General features: G+C 39.6%; 17 protein-coding genes. 1 reads left to right on the top strand and 16 read right to left on the bottom strand.

The annotated features are described in order from the left end of the window. Positions 1-187: 187 nt before the first annotated feature. From N5O98_RS15980 to N5O98_RS15940, 9 genes are read right to left on the bottom strand one after another with little or no spacing between them, the layout of a single operon-like run. Positions 188-682, bottom strand: coding sequence for a lipocalin family protein (locus N5O98_RS15980; protein WP_225450801.1), 495 nt, complete (start codon positions 680-682; stop codon positions 188-190). Between the two features lie 21 nt (positions 683-703). Continuing rightward, a complete protein-coding gene (locus tag N5O98_RS15975; RefSeq protein WP_032811832.1) occupies positions 704-1,465 on the bottom strand; it encodes a DUF1573 domain-containing protein in 762 nt (253 codons plus the stop codon). Between the two features lie 8 nt (positions 1,466-1,473). Further along, complete coding sequence (locus tag N5O98_RS15970; protein ID WP_008021777.1) at positions 1,474-3,537, bottom strand: S8 family serine peptidase; 2,064 nt, start codon at positions 3,535-3,537, stop codon at positions 1,474-1,476. Between the two features lie 7 nt (positions 3,538-3,544). Then, positions 3,545-5,248 (bottom strand): BACON domain-containing protein, encoded by a 1,704-nt coding sequence (locus N5O98_RS15965; protein WP_008643290.1) that lies wholly within the window; start codon positions 5,246-5,248, stop codon positions 3,545-3,547. A gap of 23 nt (positions 5,249-5,271) precedes the next feature. After that, entirely contained in the window at positions 5,272-7,917 is a 2,646-nt protein-coding gene (locus N5O98_RS15960; protein ID WP_118161390.1) for a DUF4458 domain-containing protein, read from the bottom strand. A gap of 22 nt (positions 7,918-7,939) precedes the next feature. After that, positions 7,940-9,481, bottom strand: a complete 1,542-nt coding sequence (locus tag N5O98_RS15955; RefSeq protein WP_118161389.1) for a DUF5003 domain-containing protein — start codon at positions 9,479-9,481, stop codon at positions 7,940-7,942. A 19-nt stretch (positions 9,482-9,500) separates the two neighbouring features. Next, on the bottom strand, positions 9,501-10,391 hold the full coding sequence (locus tag N5O98_RS15950) for a DUF4984 domain-containing protein (RefSeq protein WP_008643287.1): 891 nt from the start codon (positions 10,389-10,391) through the stop codon (positions 9,501-9,503). A 25-nt stretch (positions 10,392-10,416) separates the two neighbouring features. Next, the gene (locus N5O98_RS15945) at positions 10,417-11,934 is read right to left on the bottom strand and encodes a RagB/SusD family nutrient uptake outer membrane protein (RefSeq protein ID WP_269495823.1); all 1,518 of its coding nucleotides are present in this window, start codon (positions 11,932-11,934) and stop codon (positions 10,417-10,419) included. A gap of 12 nt (positions 11,935-11,946) precedes the next feature. Beyond that, positions 11,947-14,880 (bottom strand): SusC/RagA family TonB-linked outer membrane protein, encoded by a 2,934-nt coding sequence (locus N5O98_RS15940; RefSeq protein WP_118161387.1) that lies wholly within the window; start codon positions 14,878-14,880, stop codon positions 11,947-11,949. A 645-nt stretch (positions 14,881-15,525) separates the two neighbouring features. Between N5O98_RS15940 and N5O98_RS15935 the strand changes: the two genes are divergently transcribed. Then, positions 15,526-17,451 (top strand): NAD(+) synthase, encoded by a 1,926-nt coding sequence (locus tag N5O98_RS15935; protein ID WP_118161386.1) that lies wholly within the window; start codon positions 15,526-15,528, stop codon positions 17,449-17,451. Positions 17,452-17,634: 183 nt separating this feature from the next. Here the strand turns inward: N5O98_RS15935 and N5O98_RS15930 are convergent, their stop codons facing one another. The 7 genes from N5O98_RS15930 to N5O98_RS15900 all read right to left on the bottom strand — a co-directional run bounded on the left by N5O98_RS15930 (position 17,635) and on the right by N5O98_RS15900 (position 25,295). Beyond that, on the bottom strand, positions 17,635-18,198 hold the full coding sequence (locus N5O98_RS15930; RefSeq protein ID WP_004315962.1) for a dual specificity protein phosphatase family protein: 564 nt from the start codon (positions 18,196-18,198) through the stop codon (positions 17,635-17,637). A gap of 26 nt (positions 18,199-18,224) precedes the next feature. After that, a complete protein-coding gene (hisB, locus tag N5O98_RS15925; RefSeq protein WP_118161385.1) occupies positions 18,225-19,349 on the bottom strand; it encodes a bifunctional histidinol-phosphatase/imidazoleglycerol-phosphate dehydratase HisB in 1,125 nt (374 codons plus the stop codon). 3 nt (positions 19,350-19,352) lie between these two features. Further along, positions 19,353-20,450, bottom strand: a complete 1,098-nt coding sequence (gene hisC, locus N5O98_RS15920; RefSeq protein WP_004310815.1) for a histidinol-phosphate transaminase — start codon at positions 20,448-20,450, stop codon at positions 19,353-19,355. After that, the gene (hisD, locus tag N5O98_RS15915) at positions 20,410-21,699 is read right to left on the bottom strand and encodes a histidinol dehydrogenase (protein ID WP_022199203.1); all 1,290 of its coding nucleotides are present in this window, start codon (positions 21,697-21,699) and stop codon (positions 20,410-20,412) included. The genes hisC and hisD overlap by 41 nt, the downstream gene beginning before the upstream one ends. Positions 21,700-21,728: 29 nt before the next feature. Then, positions 21,729-22,580 carry an ATP phosphoribosyltransferase gene (hisG, locus tag N5O98_RS15910; RefSeq protein ID WP_004310813.1) on the bottom strand — a complete coding sequence of 284 codons (852 nt, stop codon included), beginning with the start codon at positions 22,578-22,580 and terminating at the stop codon, positions 21,729-21,731. Positions 22,581-22,825: 245 nt separating this feature from the next. Beyond that, the gene (locus N5O98_RS15905) at positions 22,826-23,317 is read right to left on the bottom strand and encodes a PaaI family thioesterase (RefSeq protein ID WP_004310812.1); all 492 of its coding nucleotides are present in this window, start codon (positions 23,315-23,317) and stop codon (positions 22,826-22,828) included. A gap of 73 nt (positions 23,318-23,390) precedes the next feature. Beyond that, the gene (locus N5O98_RS15900; RefSeq protein WP_008774918.1) at positions 23,391-25,295 is read right to left on the bottom strand and encodes a fimbrillin family protein; all 1,905 of its coding nucleotides are present in this window, start codon (positions 25,293-25,295) and stop codon (positions 23,391-23,393) included. Between the last annotated feature and the right edge of the window lie 225 nt (positions 25,296-25,520).

Here is a 25,520-nt window from a genome sequence, read left to right as displayed (position 1 = left end):
GATAAGAAGTCTTTATTTTATTTCCAAATAAATCTTTGATTTTATTTGTGCGGTCTTGTACCAATAAAGATAAATACAAAAATAAAAACCGTTTAAATACAAAGATTTGCTTAAACGGTTTTATTATAAAAAGATGCCCCAATTTTCAAGAAAATCTGATGGCAATAAAGTAAGAAACAGAATACAACTAGAATGAAGCTCTTGTTCCGGCTATGATATCTGCCGGAACTTCATTACAACGAGTATAAACTTTCATTTCTCCCATATCTTCTTTGGCAGTCCATATCATCGAAGTATCAGTCAACCCCGAAACAATGTATGAATATTCCCATTCATCATCCGTATCAAGCTGATAATAGTAAGTACCGCTAATAATATCTCCGTAATCATCTTCTTTACTCAAAAGAAAAGAACCGGGAATTTGCTCAGATGTAGCACTGTTGAGATTCGTATAAATAGTGTAAGAACGTTTTCCGTCTTTTTCCTTCCGATCAAACGTTATATAATAGTAACGTGTGTCACCTTCCAGGTTTTCTCCATTCCATTCACTCAATCGCCAGCTTCCTGCGATATTCGCATAATTTACATCCTTAGTATCAGGAAGCTTTACTTCATCATCATCCCCACATGACACAAACAGCATCGTGGTGAGTAGTAGCATTATTCTGAATATATTTTTCATATACATATTTTATATTATTTATTATTGTAACAATAATTTCACTTGTACTGTCCGTTCAGAAGGGCGTACTGAAATGCCGTCCAAGACCAAACAAAATGTAATTTCATTCTTTTGAGGCAACAAACTTCTATCAATAGAAAGAATCATGTCGGCTTCCGTTTCCGGAAGAATAACTTTCGGCTCTGTTCGAAAACGAATGTATTCCGGCAGCATCAAGGCTGACAAATTTAAAGGTTGCTTTCCTGTATTGACACAAATGAATCTTTCCACTTGCATTCCTTCTCGAGAAAGCACTCTAATCTGCCATTCTTTCCGTTTCAGTCGCAATGTATTCCCAATAGCTACGGGATATCCCTTCCATTGGTCGCTGGTAGGTGATACCTTACCAGTAAGTACCAGCCTGATCATCGGTTTCTTTCCGGAGAGATCGGTATAGACAAATGCTTCCCGATACAAATCACCAGCCTGATCCTTAGGATGAAAAACCAAATTGATTTCTCCCCGTTCCCCCGGTTGTACCAAGTCTTTATTACACTTGGCTACCGTACAGCCACAGGAAGTAGTCAACTTAGAGATACGCACCGTTTTTTTACTTACATTACAGTATTTAAAATGATACGTTACCGGCGCATCGTCTTCCGACAAAGTCCCTATATTGATTGCAGTACATTCAAACTGCAAGACTTGCTCCTCTCCTGTTTCCTGCACAAAACTATGCGCAGAAGACAGAAGAAAGAAAAAGAACAGTCCATACTTGATGGCTCCGGTAAAGTATCGTTTCATAATCACATTTACAACCAACTATCGTTTTTACGAACAGTAATAAAGAAATCTTGCTTGGTACCGTCAGTCGCCGTAACGGTAGCTTTCGTAGAACCCACTTTCAATCCTTTCAAGGTGAAAGTAATGTTGTCTTCCGCAGTGAGAAAAACAGCTATCGAGCTATCATCAACTTTACATGAGAAAGTCATATTCTCTCCATTCTTAAAATAACGGGAGTAATTGATCTTACTTGTACCACCAACGGACACATACATATTGGGAACAGTCATCTCGACACCTCTGCCCTCAACAGCTTTCAATAACTGATAGGCATCAATCAGTCCTGTACCCATATTACCTGTATAAGCAGCAGGTTCCATCTGTCCGGCTGCAATTTGGCCAAATGAAGCATTTGTGTACCAATATACTTTCATTTCCGTGAAATATGGTTCTACCGGCTTGGCAGATTCCAATATCATTTTACGGAATTCATCTGCACGAAAATGACGATGCAATTTGGCAGCATAAGAAAGTCCCAGTGCGGCTACTCCCGAAACATGTGGACAAGCCTGTGACGTTCCTTCCATGTATCCATAATTCCCACCATCTTCACTGGCAGAAGATGGTATTGTGGAATATATTTTACCTTTGGGGCTCTGATGATAATCACTGTCTCCACCTGGAGCACAGATAGAAACTCCATGCGCATAATTAGAATAACTGGATGGAGTACCATCGGCTGCTACGGCCGCTACCGAAATATAATCAGGATAAGCGCCCGGATATCCGGCCATGGCTGCATATTCATTACCTGAAGCAAACACGATGATACCTCCGTCTATGACATCATTTGGCGAGCCGGCATTATGAATAAAATAGTCAAAAGCCTCTTTCTCCAGCGGAGCACTGTCTACCCAGGCTTTATCAGAAGTATAACCCGGACTATATCCGCTAATGGGATTGGCAAGTCCCGAATTGTATCCCCAACTACACTGCAAAATAACGGCACCATTATCTGCTGCATATTTCACGGCTTTCGCTTCCTGATACAGGTCACATCCTTTAGAACCGGAAAACACCTGACAACTCATTATCTTTACACCACCTATATTACTAGCTTTATCCCCTCCTGCAATACCACTAATACCTTCACCATTATTTCTCACTGCACTGATAATCCCAGCCACATGAGTTCCATGTCCGGTATCATTCGGGTCATCATAAGAAATATAACCTTTATCATCTGTGAAATTGTAGCCATAACGGTCACCGGCATAACCATTTCCATCAGCATCTTCCTTTGAAGCAAATGTTTCGGCCTCATTCACCCACATATTCCCCTTTAAATCAGGATGATCATACATCACACCTTCATCAAGCACAGCTACGATGATGGAAGGATCTCCCGTACAAAGTTTCCAAGCTTCTCCACAATTTACATCAACCCCCGTTACAGCAGGTACCACCTTGTCACCCTTGTCATTCTTGTCTTCATTCTGAAGAATAGAACCATCATTCTTACACCCCCATTGTAGATTAAAATAGGTATCATCCGGTGTGACATTTATGGCGCGAGTGTTACGCATCACATGACTCATTGCTTGTTTGGTGAGAACTGTTGCCCGCACATTAGGATCGTATGAACGTTGGATAATATGGCTAAATTGGACTTTCGCCACATCTGCTACCTGCGACAAATCTTTAGCCACCTGCTCCAAATTCGTATCTTCATCAAAATGGATAACATACCAAAGATTCAGTCCTGCCTTGCGGGTGCGTTCTTCCGTGCGGTTATCTATCGGGAAAATACGCTCCAATTTATGAGTACCGATTCGCTGCAGAATTACATCCATATCCGAAATTCCCGAACGGGTCATCGCACCTCCAATAGAGCGAGTTACAGCAGCATCCAAAAAGGATGCCGCTTCCGGTTTGAATTTTACCATTATTTTTCCCTGGCTCGCTCCCTCGGGTAAATTAATAATTGGAGCTCCCTGCCCTGTATCAGGTTTCACTGTATCCATATCCCGGTCGGAACAGGATGTAAAAGTGATTGCTACAGCGGCTATTAGAATTAAATATATTCTTTTCATAATCAAATCAATATTCAGTTAATGTAGGTCTGGCTTTCGGATAACGCTCGTAAAACCATTCCAAATTAGAAGGTTCGTTCTTAAATCCCGGAACATTACCATTCATATCCTTTCCAGAATCCTGTGTATAAATCAAAGTGAACGGATCGAAACGTGCGAAACGCGGATGATAAAGTAACCATTCCGGTAAATCATCTCCCGACAAGAAGTTCAAGTTAATAGTGAACCGCTCGGCATTAGGCAGAATCCTTGGAATAGTCTTTAATTTTGCCTTCACCTCATTGCTTGCACTGTTTAATGTATCGTTACTCTGAATATCTTCATCGGTATAAGCATATACACCCGATTCCAGTCGGCCACCGTAACCGATGAATGTAGGTAGCTCTCCATATATCAAATTATAGGATAATGACAACGATTTCAGTTTTTCCCACTTCAACAAGTTCTTAAAATTATAATTATTACTCGCATCAAATTTCAAGCCGAGATTTTCACGTGTATCGTTCAAATCTGTAATTGAACTGTATCGACGATTACCTGTCAAACTCAAATGAGTCAGTTCCGGGAAGTTCCTGAATTGCAAGTCAGACGGTATAGCCGTAAAGTTATTACTACTCAAATCCAATTTAGTTAAAATCTGACAAGATCCTTCTAATTCTGATTTTGAGATAGTTGTAATACCCATCGCACTTATTGTCAGATTCTTCAGATGCTGCAATCCCTTTAATGCGTTTCCAATCCTATAAGTAGCAGGAAGCAACTGCGTATTCGTATTACTAGCGACAACCAATGTCTCCAAATATTTGATTTTACCGATTTCAGCAGGTAATTCCTCCTTTGTATTCAGCATTTTGAATTCAACAGAACGTACACGACCGATTTGTTCCGGAGTCACACCTTTATCTGTTCTCTCCCATACGGTTATGCCTGCCCAATAGTCAAGACGTTCGCTGGTATCCCAACTTATCATTGAACGCAATTTGGTACTTGCAATGACAATAGCAATGGAATCTCCCCGTCTATCATCTGTTATTTCCGGTGAAGCTTCCTGTTTTATAGTCAAAGCTACCTCTTTCTCCAGTTCATCTTCCTCGTTCACCGGAAGGAACTTAATCGAAGCGATTCTTTCTTTCGGATCCGTATTCATATCCCACTTAAATCGCATCTTGATGGTACGGGGACGAGCTCCATAATCCAAAGATATATCAGGTTGTCTTTTGGAAGTAGTCACCCAAGAGCCCATCAAAGGATAATCGACCTTGAACTTGACATTCGTAGTCACCGATATATCAAAATATCTTTTATCCTCGTTAGCCATACTGGCAACTTCCACTTCATATTTATCCAGACCTATCATCTTTCCATATCCGGTCTGATGTATTTTCAGTTCTTGCTTAGACTGTCCTTCCGGTACAAACGTCACGACAGCATGTCTCACATCATTAGAAAGTGTAGAATCCACTACAATCTCACAATTAGTGCTTCCGACACCATTAGCAGGCATCACCTTCACCCAAGGCTGGTTGACCTTTGCCACCCATTTAGTACCCGAAGCCACTTTCACCGACTCCATTCCACCTGTAGCACCCAAGGTGAACTCCTGGGCATTGATGGTGAAGCCAGAAATGCCTTCCTCATCCGAATCATCACAAGCGGCAATAAAACACAAGCTTGCAAAGAGGCATAAATATATTTTAAACAATGGTTTCATATAGATTCTTTTTTGTTATTTATCTATTTATCTTTCAAATAATCGCATCCACGAATATCCTGTTCCGGATCGTAGATAAGAAGATATGCTCCTGCCTTAATCATATTACAGACATTGGAAAGATTGAGAGAAATATTTGGATTATCCTTTATCTCAAAAACGACAATATATGGTGATATCGTATCAGAAATCTTTCGCAAATCATTTCCACCAATACAGAACTGTCTCAAACTCGGACATAAGCCTAAATTGCCCGGCCATTTTCTCAACAAGCGGTTACCATTCTCATCGCGCTGGTTACGTACAGCATAAACAGTTAATGTGGCAGCGTCCATCGGTCCGGTAGGAACTTCCGTAAAGCGGTTGTTACTTAGATCCACACCATAAAGGAAAGGCATATTTTTCCCATTAAAATCATCCGGAAGCTTTGATAAGTGATTATAAGTCAAGTCGAATGTTTTCATCATATACGAATATTTTGATGCATTGAATGTACCTTTCGGTATCTCTTCTATTCCATTACCGTTCAGTCCTAAAGCTGATACCTGAGAATTTGTATCAAACAGTATCTTCGGGAATTTTTTCAGTTTATTACCCCCCAATGCAATCGTACTGGCATTTACGCCCTTAAAAGTTCCATCCTCTTCACCCTCAAATCCATCAATTTCATTGAATGAAAAATTAACAGAAGACATTACATATACAGATTGCGAACTGAATATATTTGGAAATTTCTTCAATTTATTATAAGCAAAAGAGAAAGACTCCACATCAGCATATCCGCAGAAACTTCCACTTTCATCACGTGGCAATTCCTCTATCTGATTGTGATCCATTGACAATTGTACCAAAATAACATCACTACCGAATGCTTTCTCAATCTTTTTAATCTGATTGTATGCACAATCCAGTTTACCAAGTTTTTTCACCATTGACATATCCGGCAAAACAGTCAGTTTATTATAAGTCAAATAAAAGATCTGTAATGTTTTACTTATACTTTCGCTGGCCACAAACTTACCTAAATCTTCATGAAAATCTCCCAAACTCGGATTGCTCGCCAAGTTGAATGATTGAAGGTTCGGCAGTTTATTCAGTTCTTCCGGAAGTTTTGTCATAGACGGACAATTGTAAATTTCAAGGTCTGTCAGATTCTCCAGCCCACTTAGGTCAGTCCCCGGTTCAAATCCTTCGAATTTACCGTTGGCAATATACAAATATTGCAATTTCTTCAGGTTTCCAATAGAAGCGGGTATTCTATGAATTCCATTTGTCAACCGATTGACCGGGACATCTTTCAAAGAAGGACGATTGGCTTTGCTATTTACAGTAGGCTGAGAAAAACGACTGGGTATCCCCTCTTTCTGCCACTTCAAAGCAGCTTGTATCGGTTCGGAGAAATACGATTCAATATCCACCTTTACAAACTTATTATAATAATCACTCCTTATAGAGTTCTTCTGTACTTCAGTCAATTCAGTTCCCATCGTCTTCTCAATGATGTTATCACCTACTTGGTCGGAATGATTACCTAAAGATAAAGTTCTAAGCTCCGTTAAGTCTCCTAAAGATTCAGGAATATCACCTTCAGGACCGAACGCACCGATAGAAAGACCTGTGACACGTCCTTTGGCATCCAAATCGACACCAGGTTGATCTCCCCACAAATCAATATCTTTATTGAAATCCCAGTTAGTACCTAAAGGATATGTAGTACCCGAATAACTCCATCCCTTCTGATTCTTTTCTGGAATAGACGGGCCTTTCAAGGCTTCCCACATTTCTTTCAGAACAAGATAGTCCTTAATACTGCCGGTAGTTTTACTGAAGTTAATCGGAACGTTAACTTCAGTAGTCACATTATCCAGCACTTCAAAGTCAGCACCGTTTACTTCTCCATATTCCAAAGACCCCTTATTTTTCTTTTTAGTCGTATAACTTTTAATCTTATATTTACCGGCAGAAAGACGGAATAATGAATCACTGACAGCCACGGATATCTTCTTTCCACTATCATCCAGCTTCTCTGTATACTTTACGGCAATATTCTCAAGAGTCGTCTCTTTTTTCGTAAACTGTTCCTGTACCGTTACATTGATGTATTTGATATCGGAGAAAACATAATCTTCGCCTATTGCCCGAGTGGATGGTAGAAATTTTTTAGTTATAGTAAATTTCACTATCCCTCGATTCACTACTTTCACCTGTATGTCTTGTACAGCTAACCCACCATTTACTACAGTCAAAATTGTCTTTTTATCCGGTTCGCCGGAAAGAATCTGTTTCAAATCCTGCGTAGTTCCATCTGCTTTATACAGATAGAAACCGATAATCTGATAAGTTCCGACCATCAATTGAAGTTTGTCACTTCTCAAGCCAAATTCACTATCGTCACCCATCGCTTCCAGACCGACAGTCTGTACAATTTCAGTACCGTCTTCCTGATTGATAAGCACGATTTTCATTTTTTGCGCATCACGCAAATAATCCAGCTCATTCGTACTGGCACGTGTACCTGTCGAAACACCTTTATAAAGTTTGAACTGAGCATATCCATATCCTGCCTGAAGTACGTCATCATCGTCAGAGCAACTTCCAGCTGTAAACCCTAAAGTAAACAACATGCAAGAAAGGACAAACATTTTTATAAATAATATCTTAGTTTTCATATAAGCTAAATTTTACATGTTATCAATCCTCATATCGGGGTTGAATCAGCAATACTCCTAAAATAGTTTCATTATCCATTAATTTAATAACCATAGGCTTTGTTCCATTCTTGCTTTCGTCCATACCTGAAACATTGACAAATGCACTTGTCATATACCTTCCCTCAACTTCAATTCCTTCCCATACGGTATCCTGACCATTATGCTTAGTTTCAGCTTGCAAATTCCAACCGGAGTAGCCATTTACAATAATATGGAATGGATCATAATTAACACCTAAAGTCAACGATGAAACCAAAAATACATTTATAGTACCATATTCACTTTCTAATTGTTCATCTGGCATATCCGAAGGTACAGCTTTCACAGGATTGCCTGTACCATCCAAAATAGGTTCACCACTTTCTTTAACCAAAGATATCAGATCTCCTGCCACTCCTTCCTGTTTTATATCAGCAATTATATTTTCATCATATTCCTTTGGAATCCCCTTTTCAAGTAAAACAAGATCGGATAGATGATCCTTAATTTCAGCATATATAACGTTAGGAAATGCTAATACATACGCAGTTCTTGCTTTCGAATTATTTGCGCTTGCTGCTATATTAATATTCCCTTCTTTATCATCATCTATCCAAAGCCAACGATTAAAGGAATCCATTATTGTATAAGAATATTCAAGCTCCCATGTCATCTGATTCCGTTCTGCCACATATTCCACACATACCAAGGTATATTCATCATTCTTAGCCATTACCGTTACAGGAACTCCCTCGCTATCATAACTATTATCGCCTGCAGTATAACTTTCTCCATCAACCGAGACTTCTATGTTGTCTTTCAGAGTACCAATAATTCTATCAGCAGGAATACCTTCATACTTCACAGGAACTTTTGCAACAGCTCCGCTTCTACTTTCAATTGTCAGAAAGCCGGTAATTTCATTCTTTTTATATTGCATTATCATCTGTGGAATGACGCTGACATTATCTCCGGCATTGCCAGATACAACTTCGCTGTCTGATGCTCTACGATTGAATTCCATCCATTCGGGGTTACTTTTCAAAGCCCAATCCTCATTAGCTTCTAACACCAATATGTCAGTTCCATCAAAATTGATGACAAAAGGATTTTCTTCTGTGTACATTACAGACTTGTCCGCATTGAAAGCCCGAACTTCATAACCAGTAGACGGACGCGTCACCTCCGCTATCACCTGCTGGCTTCCTGCCAGCTTCATAGTCAGCTCTGCCTTATAAGATTTTAACAGTTCGGTAGCATCATCACTAATATGGATAGTGACTGTCTGCTTTCCGGCATTGCCTGAACAAACGAACGTCCTCTCACCATCCTGTTCAAAATAGCACCATAACGATGAGGAAGTCAATATCCAGTTATCGGCAGCCTCAAAAGTCAGTGTCTTGGTATCTCCGACTTCACATTCTATTTTCTGCAAATCCGGGAATACAGGCGTTGTAGTCTCGTCATCATCACTGCAAGCAGATACGAAGAGACAAAACACTAACGTAATCAATTGCAAATAATATTTCATTATATCTTTCATATTTATTTCCGATTATAGTTTAGAGTCCTTCCTCTTTCTTATACTGTTCCGCTTCTTCATCACTAATCCACTCCAAGATATTCACATAAGTACCTACTGTACCTTTACCCACCACATAAATAGTGCTATATAAGAATACGAATTTCTGGCATACATTATAATAAGAATCGTACGCAACAGGCTGAGTACACATCAGCTTTCCATTACCGTAAATGGTTCCGAAGGCTTCTGCCGTACTACCTATAATTTGATCATCAAACTCTACAAATGGTTTCAACGGATCGGAAGGATCATACTTAATTTTAAGATCATAATTCTTGTAGAAAAAATCATGTAATATGATAGTATTATCTTCCGTCTTGTCTCTTTCTGCCTGCAATAACCGATGTTCCGTATCCGTCATATATGCATTAAAGAAAGAAGAAGTCAATAGACAATAGCCTTCAAAAGTACTTAGTTCGAAAGGACATGCTTTTTGCATTTGAACACGAGTACGTGTACCGTACAAATCCCATATATTTTCATCTTTCGCAAGCAAATTGAACGTAACCGACAAAGAGTCAGTTTTACCTATATTTTCATAAACACCCTTCATCCGGAACTTTGCAACTCGCTCCCCTGCTTTAATGGTTACCGTATTTGATTCAACTACATATTGCTTTTTTTCAATTGCATTACTAGCCTTATCGTCTACTTCCACACCAAAAGAACGGTCATAATCGCATATGTTCGTAGCTACTACCGGAATCTCAAACCATTTCTCGCTGTCCTGCACCGGATACATAGATAATGTATCGGAGAACATCACGTAGTCGGAACCGCTGTAAGTCGTCCGGGAAAGATCATTACATCCCCAGAATCCGACAGCCAACGTCGTAAGTGTTACTATTCCTGTTATTAATCGTTTCATTGTTTCTCTATATTATCTTTATACATTATTTATTGCTTTCATTAGGTGCTAGATCTACGCCAGGAGCATCCAACTCATGTTGTGGAATAGGCCATACAAAACGAGGATCGTCTTTCTCTAACTTCAACGTATTACCCGGAGAGATAGTCGAAGTTTGTTCTTTACGTTCAAATCCCTCATGCCAACGTTTCAAGTCGTTAAGACGGAAACCTTCCATAAAGAGTTCTTTCATACGTTCTTCACTGACAGTTTTAAACCAATTTTCTTCTGTAAGCGTAGTAGAGCCACCATAAGAAGAATAACGAGCCATACATAAAGTAGAAATATCAATTCCTGCTTTTCCATAATAAGATGCTCCCATCCGGCAATAAGCCTCTGCACGAATCAGATATTGTTCCGCTAACCGGAACGGTTTCGGCATGGATACACACAGCAATCTTTGGCTTATAAAATCCTGATTTCCCATGTATTTAACCAAAAGAGGCCAAGTCAACCCATGAGAGAATCCGGTCGTTGCCGTAGCGAAATAAGCATTATAGCGTAAATCAGCATTGGCATAGGCATCCAATGCCCATTTAGCCGGTACATAATCCGGTTTATAAGATGTATAATCATAATTGAGGAATACAGTGCCTAATGCCCCTCCATAGGAATTTACCTCAAACATTACTTTCCAAATGATTTCAGTAGAATTATCATACTGCCACATGTATGCAAAATCATTATAAGTAACCGAATAACTATTCTTGGTTGCATCAGCTAATATATATTTCTTACTATCTATTACTTTAGTAGCATATTCAACAGCTTTCTCCCACTTCCGCATATACAGGTACATACGAGCATATAAAGCATTGACTGTACCAATCGTGAAATATGCAGAATTATAAATAACCTCAGTGTCATCATCCGTAGCCAGATATTCGGCCGATCTAGCCAAATCATCCAATACAAACTGATACGAATCTTTTAAAGAAGCACGCTTCACCGGTCCCGGATTAACGTAGCTGGACTGCAGTACAACTCCCAGTTCATTGGCAGCTTCTTCGTCACTTTCATAAGCTTTACAGAAACACTTCAACAGTTCTGAATAAGCCAGCGCACGGGCAAAATAGATATGACCTTTATAGGTATCCAACTTGTCCAGTTGTTCATCATCTGAAGTGTTGGCCTCTACAGCAGCAATGTTATCAAGAACAAAATTGCAACGTCCGATGACAGTATACAAGCCACCATACACATATTCCACCTGTTTATTGATAGCTAATATTTCATTACGCCATACATCACCATAGATATTTGTATATCCTTTAACAGCGTATACCAGATCCGTCTGAATATCAGGCAATAAAGTCAAGTATCCGCTATATAGGCTGGCATTTTTAAACTGTGCATAAATACCGACCAAAGCTTGGCGTACATCGCTCACTGTCTTAATAGCCTCTTCTTGCGGAATTGCATCTTGCGGATATTTATCAAGACAGGAAGATGCCGAAAGCAATACCGCAACTAAAACTATATATAATTTTATTTTTCTTATCATCACTGATTAATTTTAGAATGAAACTTCCAGTCCGAATGTAAACTGACGGGACATAGGGTATTGAGCCTTATACACATTGGAGGTAGACTCCGGATCCATCCCTGTAAAACTTGTAAATGTCAACAAATTCTGTCCCTGCGCATAAATACGGGCACTACTTAAAAAATTAGTCCGCTGCAACCATTTCTGTGGGAATGTATAGCTAAGCATTAAATTTTTCAGACGCAGGAAAGAAGCATCTTCCAAGAATCGTGAATCTAATTGAGGAGTAACTCCATAACGAGGGATATCAGTCACATCTCCCGGCTTTTTCCATCGATCATAAAGCATACGTTTTGACTGATTGTAGGCACTGAACAGTCCGTTGCTCTCTTGAAAAACTCTGTCATTGTTTAGCATCCAGCGATTGGCCACCCACGTGAACTGTGCGGAAAGTGAAAATCCTTGCCAAGAAAGTGTAGTACCAAAACCACCTTGCCAAGGAGCTTCATGTGTCTTACCCAGCATCACTTTGTCACTTTCATTATATTCTGTAGTAATTTCACCGTCTTTGGTATACCATAAAGCATCTCCATTAGTAGGATTGACTCCTGCATAACGGTTCAGATAAAATTCACCTAACGGATGACCTACCGCAACCATTCTACCAGTATCAGAGGCTACATATTCTGTTATCCCATTATAAAGCTCGGTTATCTCATTTTTATTATATGAAACATTGGCGTTCACATTCCATGTAAAGTCTTTGATGCGAAGTACGTCTGCACTGACATTAATTTCTACACCACGGTTTCGCATAGCTCCCACATTATCCCAACGAGTTCCAAAACCGCTAGTTGTGTAAGAAATGGGAACTGCCATCAACATATTAGTAGTTTTCTTATTATAAAACTCCACATCCAAATTTATACGATCAATAAAACCTAAATGCAGTGCCACATTAGTAGCCCATGTAGACTCCCAACTTAATTCTTCATTTCCCAACTGGGAAATAGCAATACCTGATTCATTGTTATACTTATATCCACCGGAAACTAAAGCCAGATGTTCATAGTTATTAATAGAAGAGTTGCCCGATGTACCGGTATTAATCGCTATTTGCGCATTAGTAAGCCATTTATATTTTTGCATGAACTTCTCCTTACGGAGATTCCACATAAACCCGACTGACCAAAAAGCTCCCCAATGTTTATCTGTTCCGAAACGGGAAGATCCATCCCCACGAACCGAAAAGTCAGCATAGTAACGATCATCATAATTATATTCACCACGACCAAAAAAAGAGAGAAAAGAATATTCCGTAACGGGATCTCCCCATGATGAAGCGGTAGAACCGGAAGACAAGTTTGTCAAAATATCATTTGTCTGTCCACGAGTCGTAACCTGAAAACCTTCATAATGATAATCGACTCCTTCCTGCCCAACCATAAAGTTGAATGAATGAACATCATTCAACATAAAACGGTAGTTTGCCGTATTTGTAATCATCAGATTAAGCATATCATACGAACTACGCTGGGCACCTCCATAATTATTATTTGGCTTATAACTCGGAAAACTTCGATAAAAAGAAGTAGTATGACCATAATCTGCACTTAGTTGTGAACGAATTGTGAGATTCTTTATAGGTGTAGCTTCAGCATAGAAAGTAGATAAAAGTTTATACTTCTTATTTGATAACGGATTGTTTTCCATCCATGCTAACGGATTCTCCGTCGTTCCTTTCCAACTGCCGTCATCCTGAAGAGCCAGACTTCCATCCTCCTTATAAGGATTCCAGTAAGGCAACATGAAAAAAGATGCGGAAATAGGAGCCCACAATGCATATTCACCATCATCACTCTGTTCTACCTCCTGATAAGTAAACATTGTATTCGTTCCTATTTTCAACCATTTATTAGCTTTCGCCTCCACATTGGCACGGAAGTTAACACGCTCAAATGTAGAACCTACTGCAATACCATCCTGATCATAATAGCTTCCCGAAACATAATAATTTAACTTTTCCGTACCACCATTTACTGACAACTCGTAATTCTGCAAGGGTGCTTTGTCATTGTATACCTTATCCAGCCAATTGATATTTATCTTACTTAATTTCTCGTAATCCTGTCCTTTATCCAATCCCACTTCTTTTTCAAACTGAATACGTTCGTTCGTATCCATCTGATCCCAGTCCTTTGAAGCTAATTGGGAAAAACCTAGTTGTGTACGGAAAGTAATCTTGGCAGCTTCCCCCATACGTCCACGCTTGGAAGTGATTACTACCACGCCATTAGAAGCACGTGCGCCATAGATAGAAGTAGAAGAAGCATCTTTCAACACTGAAATGCTCTCAATATCATTAGGACTAATCGTGTTGAAATCTGAACTTGAAATAGCCACTCCATCCAATATAAAAAGAGGATCTTTCCCCGAATTAATTGAATTTGTTCCGCGAATACGAAAAGTTGCTGCCTTACTGGGTTCACCTGATTCAGAAAGCACCATTAATCCCGGTGCCTGCCCTTGCAGTGCCTGATCGAAACTCGGAGCAGGAACATCTTCCATCTTTTCAGCTTTTACCGTAGATACAGAACCTGCAATCGTACCTTTCTTACGTACACCGTAGGCAACAACCACTACTTCTTCTACCATTTGTGCATCACTCTCCATCTTCAGATTCATGCGAGTGGCAGCAGACACCTGCTTTTCCATCGTTTTCATTCCAATGTAAGAAAACTGCAAAATAGCAGGGGATTTCGTCACTGTGATACTGTAATTACCATTCATATCGGTAATTACTCCGTTCGTCGTACCCTTCTCCAAAACAGACACACCAATCATCGGCTGATTGTCTTCCGCCGAAATAATGTGTCCCGTTACCTGATATCCACCCTGTGCAAAAAGCAACAGGGGGATACTTGTCAAAGTAAAGAGTACAAACAAGAGAATTGATTTTCTCATCTTTGATACTTTGATTTTAAATTAATGAAATTGATTTATTTTTATAGATTTATCTACAATAAGGAATACGCAGTCTTCGCGTAGAATAATACACTCCTTTCCCAAAATCGGTTTATGCATTTTCTGCACCGACTTGGGACAGGCTATTATTATCTATAAATATAGAATAGGAATAGACTAACTTGGCAAATTCTTAATATTGCGCCAAATATCCAAATAGATTTTTCGTGTTACTGCTGTGTGAATTAAATGTATGACCATCTGCTCTCTTAAGTTATAAATTAAACACTAATATCACTTGTTCTGTTTAGGTGTTATACACTTCTAATATTGTTCTATTTTGGCTACAAATATATATATTATATTTAAATAAAAGAAACAATATGTCGCATATTTTATACCAAATTTCCACTTATATCTTTTTGATACATATTTAAGTACACAAACCCATAAATGAAAATAAATCCACAACATATTTCAATGATAATTGAATATAAACGTTCATTTTGATAGTTACTTTAATTGCTCAAATAACAACATCACAACTCATACAAAATAGCTTATTAAGAGGATTCAATATAGAAAAGATAATTATTCAAAACTATTTCCTATTTTTGCACTCATTATATATAAATAAGGTATAAGATGAACTACGGATTTGTAAAAGTAGCTGCAGCCGTGCCACACGTAAAAGTGGCTGACTGTAAATTCAATGTAGAGAAGATAGAAAGTCTGATTACAGTGGCTGAAGGAAAAGGAGTGCAGATCATTATTTTCCCGGAAATGAGTATCACCGGATATACTTGTGGTGACCTATTCGGACAACAACTTTTGCTGGAAGAAGCAGAAATGGGGCTGATGCAAATTCTGAATAACACCCGTCAATTAGATATCATTTCTATTGTTGGCATGCCTGTCGTTGTCAATTCGACAGTTATCAATGCAGCCGTAGTGATTCAGAAAGGGAAAGTGTTGGGAGTTGCAGCCAAGACCTATCTGCCGAATTATAAAGAATTCTACGAACAACGTTGGTTCACATCAGCGCTTCAGTTGGCTACAAACAATGTACGCCTGTGTGGACAAATCGTTCCCATAGGTGCAAATCTGCTTTTTGAGACTTCAGATACGACTTTTGGCATTGAGATATGCGAGGACCTTTGGTCTACTATACCTCCAAGTTCCTCACTGGCACTGCAAGGAGCAGAGATTCTGTTCAATATGTCTGCTGATAATGAAGGCATTGGAAAGAACAATTATCTTTGTTCTCTCATCAGCCAACAATCTGCACGTTGTATTGCCGGATATGTATTCTCGTCTTGTGGCTTTGGAGAATCTACTACCGATGTGGTTTTTGCCGGTAATGGGCTGATTTATGAAAACGGTTCACTGCTTGCACGCAGCGAACGTTTCAGTATGAAAGAGCAACTGATTATCAGTGAAATTGATGTGGAACGCATCCGGGCAGAACGCAGGATAAATACTACCTTCGCCGCTAATCAGGCAAATTTAGGAGACAAGAAGGCGGTTTCTATCGCAACAGAATTTGTCAACAGCAAAGAACTGACCTTAACCCGGAAGTTCAACGCCCATCCTTTTGTACCACAAGGAATTGAGCTAAATGAACATTGCGAAGAAGTATTCTCTATCCAAGTGGCCGGACTAGCACAAAGATTAGTTCACACCGGAGCCAAAACAGCTGTAGTCGGTATTTCAGGCGGCCTAGACTCAACACTGGCACTGCTCGTCTGCGTGAAGACTTTCGATAAACTGGGATTATCCCGGAAAGGTATTCTCGGAATCACGATGCCGGGTTTCGGAACGACTGACCGCACATACCATAATGCGATCGATCTAATGAAATCATTAGGTATATCCATCCGTGAAATTAGTATTAAAGATGCCTGCATCCAACATTTTAAGGACATCGAACATGACATGAATGTACATGACGTTACATACGAGAATTCGCAAGCGCGCGAACGTACACAAATACTAATGGATGTGGCCAATCAGACTTGGGGAATGGTTATCGGCACAGGGGATTTATCCGAACTTGCATTGGGATGGGCTACTTACAACGGCGATCACATGTCCATGTACGGGGTAAATGCGAGTGTTCCCAAAACACTTGTGAAATATTTAGTACAATGGGTGGCAGAAAACGGTATGGACGAAAACTCGAAAGCTACTTTGCTTGATATTGTAGACACTCCTATTAGCCCGGAATTGATTCCGGCGGATGAGAACGGAGAAATTAAACAGAAAACAGAAGATTTGGTAGGTCCTTATGAACTGCACGACTTCTTCCTATATTATTTCTTACGTTTCGGCTTCCGACCTTCCAAGATATTCTATTTGGCAAAAACAACATTCAAAGATATGTATGATGAAGAAACCATCAAGAAATGGCTTTCCACTTTCTTCCGTCGTTTCTTCAATCAGCAGTTCAAACGTTCTTGCTTACCGGACGGACCTAAAGTTGGAAGTATTTCTATTAGTCCACGGGGGGATTGGAGGATGCCTAGTGATGCCAATTCAACTATGTGGCTTAAAGAAATAGAGAATTTATAGGGAAGTACAAACATCAAACTATTCTCACTGCTATGAGAAAAAATACTCATTACTATGAGAAGATTTTCTCATTATAGTGAGATTTTTTTCTCATAGCAGTGAGAATAGTTGAGAAAATATAACGCCTCATCATAGCTTCGATACAACATTTTAGCAAGACATGTATCTGCACAAAATTACATACTAAAATCCCTCTGTACACATAACTTTTCTTCTTATTTGCTCTATATCCGCTTCTTTAATCCTCCGAATGATATTTTTATAAATACGATGAAAGCCAAAACCGCCTTCAGTCATTTCATGAATCGCGTCTTCTTTTGAAACATTCTGAAATACCACTCGATAAAGTGCGCAAACAGCTCCTGTGCGATCTGATCCGTGATGGCAATGGATAACAATCGGCGCTTTACGATTCTTTATAATACGCAATGCTTCAATCAACTGTTCTTCATTGATGGAATGAGCTTTGGTCTTTACCCGATGAAGCTTTACGTTTGTTCCTGCGGCTTCATCATCATCACTATGTCTATTACGGAGATTGAGAGCTTCGCCAATACCATACTTTTCTAAAGCTTTAAAGTCTTCATGCGAAGGTTGCTCTGAACGATATACACCCGAATCGATCTTGTACAGATTGGTTAATTCACTATCAGGAAGAGTAATCTTCTCTACTTTTAGATTCTGACTAAAAATAGATATAGAGAAGATTACTCCCAAAAGTAGGCTCAACAGGATTCGTTTCTGCATAAGTCTATATTGTTATTATAAAAAGATCAAAGTACTCCCTTGCTGGATGGAAGTTCAAAATGATAGATATCTCTTTTGATTGCCATTTTCAAGGCACGGGCAAGGGCTTTAAAAATACCTTCTATCTTATGATGTTCATTTTGTCCTTCCGCCTTAATGTTCAGATTCATTTTTGCCGCATCACTTAGTGACTTAAAGAAATGAAGGAACATTTCCGTTGGCATCTCCCCTATCTTCTCACGCTTGAATTCGGCATCCCAAACCAGCCAGGGACGACCACCAAAGTCCAAACAAACCTGACAAAGACAATCATCCATCGGTAAAGCATAGCCATAACGTTCAATTCCACGCTTACTACCTAAAGCCTGGTAAATACATTCTCCTAATGCAATAGCAGTATCTTCGATTGTATGATGTTCGTCTACCTCCAGATCTCCTTTTACACGGATTGTCAAGTCCATACCGGAGTGTTTTCCAATCTGCTCGAGCATGTGGTCGAAAAAGCCAAGACCGGTAGAAATGTCACAAGTGCCGTTTCCATCCAAGTTTAAAACCACATCAATATCTGTTTCTTTGGTTGTACGACGTACTTCCGCTTTCCGTTCTCCGGCAAAAAGGAACTCGGCTATCTGATCCCAGTCAGTTGTTGCAAGGGCGCAGACTTCTTCCAATCCTTTTTCTTTCAGGGTTTCAGGTGAATTTTGCAGATAGATTGCCCGACAACCCAAATTCTTGGCAAGTTCCACATCCGTAGGACGGTCGCCTATCACAAAACTTCCGGCAAGATCGTATTCCGGATTATTTAGATACTTCGTCAGCATTCCGGTACATGGTTTACGGGTGGGCGCATTATCTTCCGGGAAACTACGGTCTATTAGAATCTCATCAAAAGTAATCCCCTCTCCTTCCAATGTTTTAAGCATCAGATTATGGGCAGGCCAAAACGTTTCTTCCGGGAAGGAAGATGTACCCAATCCATCCTGATTGGTGACCATCACAAATTCAAAATCGAGTTTGCTGCGGATAAAACCTAAATTACGGAATACTTTCGGATAGAATTCCAGCTTCTCCAATGAGTCGAGTTGGTAATCTACGGGAGGTTCGATCACCAACGTACCATCTCGATCTATAAATAATACTTTCTTCTTCATAAATTATCCCGGGTATTTTTTAAGGGTGGCTAATAGTGTATTATTCTCTACACGGGTACCGACAGTCACACGCAAACAGTTGCAGCAAAGCGAAATGTTATGGCGATTACGCACAATAATTCCTTCACCTACCAAATAATTGTAGATTTTCACGGCATCCGTCACTTTTGCCAAAAAGAAATTCGCATCAGACGGGAACAGTTTAATGGTACATGGAAGCTTTTCAAATTCCGCTTCCAAATAGTCACGTTCTTCCTTCAGAGTTTTCACCCAACGTTCTATCTCATAATGTTTATGCAACATGGCGATGGCTTGCTGTTGAGTCAACTGGTTGACATTATAGGGATATTTGATTTTACTAAGAATATCAATAATCTCTTTGGAAGCAAAAGCCATTCCCAAACGGATAGCAGCACATCCCCAGGCTTTGGAGAATGTCTGGAATACGACGAGATTGGGATATTTATCCAACTCTTCGAGGAAAGACGGAGCTTTAGAAAAATCATTGTAAGCCTCATCCAACATTACCAATCCTTCAAACTGACAAAGAATCTTTTCTATTTCGGAACGAAGCAGATCATTTCCCGTCGGATTATTAGGCGAACAAAGGAAAATCAGTTTGGTATGCTCGTCGGTAGCTGCCAGCAATTTGTCAGCAGAGAATTGGAAGTCATCATCCAACAATACTTTCCGATATTCCACATCGTTTACATCGGCACAGACCTGATACATTCCATAGGTAGGATCAATAGCTACTACATTATCTTTACCCGGTTCACAGAAAGCACGAAAGACCAAGTCGATGGCTTCATCACTGCCGTTTCCGAGAAAAATATGTTCGGGAGATACTTTCTTAATTTTCGACAACAATGTTTTCAGTTCACACTGCATAGGGTCCGGATAACGGTTGTGAGGCGTATTGTACGGATTTTCGTTTGCATCCAGGAAAACAGAAGCGGTGACTCCTTTATATTCATCACGTGCCGAAGAGTAAGGCTTTAATTTCCAGATATTCGGCCGGGTTAATTCTTGTAATGTTTTCACTTCTTTAAATTTTAAATTATGAATTTTGAATTGCTTTGAGACGAACTGTGACCGCATTTTTATGCGCATCCAAATGTTCGTTAGCCGCCATCTCCTCAATAGCAGGACCAATAGCCTTTATTCCTTCCGGGAGAATTTCCTGAAACGTAATCTTGCGGATAAAACTATCCAGACTGACGCCGCTATATGCTTTGGCATAACCGTTGGTAGGCAAGGTATGATTTGTTCCGGAAGCATAGTCACCGGCACTTTCGGGAGTTAACGATCCAAGAAAAACAGAACCGGCATTTGTTACACGCTCTGCTACTTCCATGTAGTTTTCCGTTTCTATTATTAAGTGTTCCGGCGCGTATGCGTTAGTCAGTTCCAATGCTTCATCCAAATCCTTTACTAAAATCAGTTTACTATTCTCTAATGATTTTGCAGCAATTTCACGACGGGGCAATTCGGCTAATTGACGTTCTACTTCCGCCATTACTTCTGTTTGAAGCTTCTTGGAAGTGGTAATCAATATAGCCTGACTATCTATTCCGTGTTCTGCCTGTGACAAAAGATCTGCTGCTACAAAAACCGGGTTGGCAGATGCATCAGCCAGAACTTCGACTTCAGAAGGACCGGCAGGCATATCAATAGCTACATCACGCAGGCTTACCAACTGTTTGGCAGCTGTCACATATTGATTACCTGGACCAAATATCTTATATACTTTAGGTACACTCTCCGTTCCATAGGCCATAGCGGCAATAGCCTGCACACCACCAGCCTTGAATATTTTACTGACACCTGCCAGTTGCGCAGCAAAAAGAATAGCCGGATGAATATTTCCATTCTTATCGGGAGGCGTGCAAAGTACGATTTCCTTGCATCCTGCAATTTTAGCCGGAACAGCCAACATCAATACAGTTGAGAAAAGTGGTGCTGTTCCACCCGGAATATACAATCCCACTTTTTCGATTCCTACCGATTTTTGCCAGCAAGTCACACCGTTCATTGTTTCTACCTTCTTTCCGATAAAACGTTGGGAAGCATGAAAGGTTTCAATATTTTGTTTTGCCAGGGAGATGACTGCTTTCAGTTCATCGCTTACCAATGTTCCGGCAACCTGTATCTCTTCAGGAGTCACAGCAAGCGCAGACAAGGTGACTTTATCAAAAGTAGCTTCATATTTCAAGACGGCTTTGTCACCTTCTGCTCTTACCTTATTTATAATAGAGCGAACAGTGTCGAACAAATTTTCCGTATTCAGTGCCGGACGTTTCAAAAGTTCCGTCCACTGTTCTTTTGAGGGATATTTAATCAATCTCATGGTTACTATTTTATTAGATGCCTATATATTTATACAATCATCTTTTCAATTGGCAGTACTAAAATGCCTTCTGCTCCCAGTCCTTTCAGTTTTCCAATGATTTCCCAAAAACGTTTTTCATCAAGTACTGTATGGACAGAGCACCAGCCTTCCTGTGCTAACGGCATCACCGTAGGACTCTTCATACCCGGCAATACAGCAATGATTTCTTCCAGTTTATCTTTCGGAGCATTCATCAATACATATTTTTTATCTTCGGCTGTTTTTACTGCATTCATGCGGAACAGCAGTTCTTCGAGCACTTCTTTTTTCTCGTCGCTCATATTCTTGTTGCCAATCAGCAATGCTTCCGACTTCATTACGACTTCCACTTCTTTCAAACGGTTACTTACCAACGTAGAACCGGAGCTTACAATATCAAAAATAGCATCAGCCAATCCAATTCCCGGAGACACTTCTACAGAACCGGTAATCACGTGAATTTCAGCATTTACACCATTTTTCTTCAGGAAGTTGCGAAGAATAACCGGATAAGAAGTAGCGATCTTCTTACCGTTAAACCATGACAAACCGGGATATTCAATATCTTTCGGCATAGCCAATGAAAGGCGACACTTACTGAATCCCAAACGTTTGATGATTTCCGCATCTTCTTCCTTTTCCATAAATTCATTTTCGCCAACAATTCCCAAGTCTGCCACACCGGTAGCCACTGTCTGCGGGATATCATCATCACGAAGGAATAGAACTTCAATAGGGAAATTGGAAGACTGCACCAATAAGGTACGTTTTGTAGTGCTCAACTTAATATCCGACTCTCCTAAAAGTGCCATTGTCTCTTCGAAGAGACGTCCTTTGGCTTGTACTGCGATTCTTAACATGACTTTATTTAATTTTTAATTATAATATGCGTTGAGAAATAAAAAAGGCTTACCGTATTCGGCAAGCCTTAGTTATCGTTTATATAGTTATACACAATATCATCCACGCCCACCGATTATTCGTTAGGAAAATGATGATGATGATGTGTAGTTGTATATTTCATATTTCTTTTATTAACTGCGACAAAAGTAAAGCATTTGTTTGAAACCACCAAACATTTATCACAAAAACTTGAGTTTTTATTTCAAATTAAAGGCAATATCTCTTCCGGCTCTACATCACATTTCGTAAAATGCATTTCGTCTTTCGACTTTTCTTTCGAGAAAGTAAAGTAGGTACAAACCGATTCTGTGCATACTTCTCCATCCTCATTATATAATTTTGCTTCAACAATGACAATGTTCCGCTTCACTTCTTTAATAGAGGCGCGCAATACTATATGAGAATCTTTGGTATCAACAGATTTTCGGTAACGGGTTTCCATCTTCGAAGTCACTCCAGTCGTTTGTAGTTTACGAAGCACCACCCACGCACAGATTTCATCCATCAAAACTGCTTGAATACCGCCATGCAAAGTGTCAATCCAGCCTTGATACTCGGGACGTGGCTTCCAAATGCTCACTACTTCGTCACCATCCTCATAAAATTCCATTTTTACTCCAGCTTCATTATTAGGAGCACAACCGAAACAATTGTACCCTTCCAAACCCTTCCAGGGATTTATTATCTTCTTCATAGTTCTCTCTTTTAGTTAGTTTTACTTCCCAAATATAAGCAATTTATGAAAAGGAGATGCAATTTTCACTGATTTACTTTCTAATACAACGAATAGCGAAAGCTTTCGTATCAATACCCGCATTAGATTCTTCTATGATATTCGTATCACTTTTCATGTAGAAAACCTTAGTATCGATGGTGGCATTTGTATTGTCCAATGTCCAATATGCCAAATGTTTGTTCTCATAATCTGCTTGAAAAGCCCCTACATACATTCCTACAGGAATACCATTAAAACCGGATAAATTAGTTGCAGGTTGCACTTGTTCTTCCGTCTTCAGGGACAACCAGGTCCCTGACTTCAACAAAGAAGCTTCCCCCTTCAAGTAGTCTTTTAAAATATTCCAGTCTTCCCAATTCGGTATACTCCAGTGAGTTGGCAAGATCCTACCGGAAAGCGCAACATTAGCGGTATAAAAATAATGCTCTGTAGTAGATTGCAAATATCCGGCTATATTTGCTGTTACCTGATTCAATTTAGGGAGCGCATCACCGTTTACATATAAAGATGTCTCCAAATTACTCCTCATCCAGTATTGAGTTCCGATCTTCACTAGCGGATAATTATGGATGACTCCTCCACGAACATCACGAACAATATCTTCCTGTGCCAAAACAGGTAACACATCATCTGCCAGTGTTACTGATAAGGAGATTGTTCCGTCTGCCAGCACATAAACATTATGACGAGCCAATAAGGTGCCATCCACATAGGTTAATGAATGATCTTCCATATTCCATGATACACTTCCACCATTTACTTTTCCTGATTTTCCTAATAACTGTGCTACAATCCCTTGAGATAAATTAACGCTACCGTCTTCTTTCATCGGATAGGCAACAATCGCTTGAGAAGAAAAATCCGGAGTAACAAGATACTCTTTACATATTTCGGCTACTTGTTTTCCCGAATGTATCACTTTGTACACATTCGATTTTTCAAAAGTCAGCTTCGATACATCTATGTATTTATGCAAAATACCCGATTCGGTATGATCCACTTCTGTTCCATCCCAATCCCCGATTTCTCCGTTCACTTTACTCATTAATATATCTTCGGCCGATACAAACGTTATTTCCAACTCTCTCTGTTTTCCACTTTCCAATTGTAAAGTGGATGGTAATAAACTGGTATATAGTTTGCCGGCAGCTTCCAATGTTATGTATTGGTATCCGGCTGTCGCCTCTTGAGGGATCAAAATAAGCTCTTTTCCTACCAGTCGACCGTCTTTTATTTCCCATTCTCCTGCAGGAGTAATATCTTTCTCTTCAGAATAGGCAGAGAATGTTTTCTTCTGAAAATCATAAATGGTCTTAGTATAAAAGCCACTCACCGAAAGTGTAGGTTTCACAGATAGTATTTCTTCTATATTCTCTTCCTCTCCAGGAATAAGAACAATTTTCAGACGAAAAAACTGATGATTATAGGTCAGAGCGACCGCCTCCTTACTGGCTAAGACCTCATCTTTAGAAGCAATTAGGAAATCAGAATGTGAATAATCGTCAGGAATATTTTGAGTCGTTGAAACCGCCACCTGCATGGTGCTCTCCCCTATCCCCACGCCACTCTTTTGATAAGGATAATAACTGATTAAATTCAATGTAACTCCATCATCCGGATAGTATACCGACTCGTTAGATTCAAACTCACCATTGGATGAACGTATGAAATGAAGATTATCCACATAACGTTCTTCTTGCATTGTAGTGGTTCCGGCAAGAGCAAACAGACCGACTTCATCCCCTTCGGCAAAGTTATTATTTGCCATACGGGTACCAACTGATTCACGAATATCGGCAATAAATTTCAATGGAATATCTCCATTATTAACACTATCCTCCTCTTCCTCCGAAATATGGTTCACACAAGCACTAAGCAAGATAGTACAAAAAACAAGTAAACCCACGCCCCTTTGTAGGTTATAAAATAGTTTCATCATATTTATTTTTTAATTTTCCAATAGAAACTTTTGATTGAACAGAAAGAATAGCATAAGAGGAAGTATTCGCTTTCGGTTATGGGATACTGAACAACACGTCTGTTGTACTGAGGAATCATCAATTTCAAGATATCATTTTGATGTCTTGAAAGCAAAAGTATATAATTATATTAAGTCGGAGTATAGTTTCTATAGGAAAATTTCACATTTTCATCTATAACG

Origin of the sequence: Bacteroides sp. LFL-34 (genome assembly GCF_027257075.1) — a bacterium.
GTDB lineage: Bacteria > Bacteroidota > Bacteroidia > Bacteroidales > Bacteroidaceae > Bacteroides > Bacteroides ovatus.
This window is presented reverse-complemented; position numbering and strand designations above follow the sequence as displayed.